Annotated in this window: 1 protein-coding gene; it reads right to left on the bottom strand. The window is 73.7% G+C overall.

Features of this window, described 5'->3' with window-relative positions; genetic code table 11:
* The coding region (locus tag FV228_RS30700; RefSeq protein WP_246694096.1) for an MFS transporter at positions 1–831 on the bottom strand (831 nt) is incomplete at its 3' end.
* Between the last annotated feature and the right edge of the window lie 209 nt (positions 832–1,040).

Raw genomic sequence — 1,040 nt, 5'->3', positions numbered from 1 at the left:
GCCCAGCGCGATCCAGAGCCGCAGGGAGGCCAGCGCGGTGCCGCGCGCCGCCAGCGTCACGCCCGCCACCAGCAGCATCCCGGCGAGCACGCCGCCGTGCTGGAGCCCGGCGAGCTTGGTGGTGGCTCCCGGGCTCATGGCGAAGACCAGCCCGGCATAGGGCTCCAGGATCAGTTCCTGGGCGCTGTAGGCCAGCATCGAGACGAACACGAAGATCGTGAAGGTCCGCGCCAGCGGATCGGCGAGCACATGGGCCAGCACCGTGAAGAACGGTTTTTTGGCCACTTCGGGCTCGGGCGCCCGGGCGGGCAGGCGCCGCTCGACTCCGGCCAGCGCCAGCACGGCGACGCAGAACGCGATCGCCGAAACCGTGCCCGACACGGCGACCAGCCTGAGGCCGGAGAACGGATCCAAAAAGTGCCCGGCGAGCGGCGCCGTTAGGGCGAAGCCCAGTATCATCATCACCCACACGATGGTGGCCGCCGCCCCGCGCCGGGCCGGCGCCACGCCCCCCGACAGCAGCACCAGCAGGGACGTCCCGGCCGCCCCGGCCCCGATCCCGACGCACAGGAACGACAGGGCGGCCAGGGCGAGGCCGAGCACGAGGTCGGTGGCGGCTAGCGCCGTGCCGCAGGCCGCCCCGAACCCGCCGAGGCAGAGCGCGGCCATGCCGCCGACGATCCAGGGGGTCCGGGTCCCGCTCCGGTCGGAGCCGTAGCCCCAGCGCGGGCGCAGGACCTGTGCGCCGTAATGCAGGGTGACCAGGAACCCCGGCACCAGGGCGGGGAGCGCCAGCTCCACCACCATCACCCGGTTCAGCGTCGCGGTCATCAGCACGACGACGCTGCCCAGGGCGGTCTGGACCAGGCCGAGGCGGACGATCTGGGGCCAGCCCAGGCCGTCTTCGGGCGCCGCGCCGCTTTTCCCTCCCCCCTCTGCGGGGGAGGGTGGCCCCCGAAGGGGGTCGGGAGAGGGGCAGCGCGACGCTGGTGGATGTGACTCCCGTCGCGACCTTCCCGGAGCCGTCGCTCCCCTCTCCC

It is taken from the genome of Methylobacterium sp. WL18, assembly GCF_008040015.1.
GTDB lineage: Bacteria > Pseudomonadota > Alphaproteobacteria > Rhizobiales > Beijerinckiaceae > Methylobacterium > Methylobacterium mesophilicum.
Note: the sequence above shows the minus strand (reverse complement) of the source record. Positions and strands in the feature narration are given on the sequence as shown.